Source organism: Streptomyces sp. SID3212 (assembly GCF_009865405.1).
GTDB lineage: Bacteria > Actinomycetota > Actinomycetes > Streptomycetales > Streptomycetaceae > Streptomyces.
Genome location: NZ_WWJY01000959.1, coordinates 1 through 920, shown reverse-complemented (window position 1 = coordinate 920; position 920 = coordinate 1). Strand labels below are relative to the sequence as shown.

The window sequence follows — 920 nt, the reverse complement described above, 5'->3', positions numbered from 1 at the left end:
CCACCGGTCCGGCCCCCGCGCCCGGCGCGCCGCCGCCGTCCGGCACCCTGCCCGACCCCGGCGCCCACGACAGCTTCACCGTCAGATGCCCCTCCGCCGAGCTCTTGGCGATCACCGCACCGGCCTCCGCCATCAGCTTCACCCCGAACTCCAGCTCCACGGAGTCCGGTTTCAGCGGCCCGTCCCGGAACACCGCCAGGGCCGATTCGGCCGCCGCGCGGATCCCGACCAGCGCCTCGTCGAACGTACGGCCCGCCTGCGCGAGGGAGTTGCCACGGCTGACAGGCCTCGCGCCCGGCGCGTCACGGTCGACCTCGACCATCACCCGCGCCCCGCTGTCGGTGGTGAACTCCATCAGTGCCGTCATCGTCGCCCCCGCGGTAGGAAATGCGTAGGAGCGACCATTGTGGATCAGCGCCGCCCGGCAGGAGACGGTTTAGCCTCATCGGTATGTACGACGAAAGGGCCTCGCGGCTGGACGGCGCGGTCGTCTGGACGAAGACGGCGGAGGAGACCACGAAGGTCAGCCAGGCCCCGCAGACCGCGAAGGTCACGCAGGCCACGCAAACCACGCAAACCACGCAGACCACAGAGGCCACAGAGGCCACGAAGACCGCGACACGCGCGGGCGGTACCGCCCCGTACCCCGTACTCCCCGACGGCTGCATGGACCTGCTCTGGATCGGGGGCCGGCTGCTCGTCGCCGGGCCCGACACCCGCGCCCACCACTCCACCGTGCCCGCAACGGGCTGCTCCGGGGTGCGGTTCGCGCCCGGCACCGCGCCCGCCCTGCTCGGGGTGCCCGCCCACGAACTGCGCGACCGCCGCGTCGAACTGGCCGACCTGTGGTCCCCGGCGGAGGTACGGCGGCTCACCGCGCGCCTCGACGCCGCCCGGGACCCGGCCGCCGCGCTGGAGGC

2 protein-coding genes are annotated in these 920 nt (G+C 73.7%); one reads left to right on the top strand and one right to left on the bottom strand.

Annotated elements, in window-relative coordinates; all coding sequences use genetic code 11:
• The coding region (locus GT042_RS28630; RefSeq protein WP_161311604.1) for a CU044_2847 family protein at positions 1-367 on the bottom strand (367 nt) is incomplete at its 3' end.
• An 83-nt stretch (positions 368-450) separates the two neighbouring features.
• Between GT042_RS28630 and GT042_RS39495 the strand changes: the two genes are divergently transcribed.
• Positions 451-920, top strand: a 470-nt coding sequence (locus GT042_RS39495) for a DUF6597 domain-containing transcriptional factor (RefSeq protein WP_345943959.1), incomplete at its 3' end; no start/stop codon positions are given.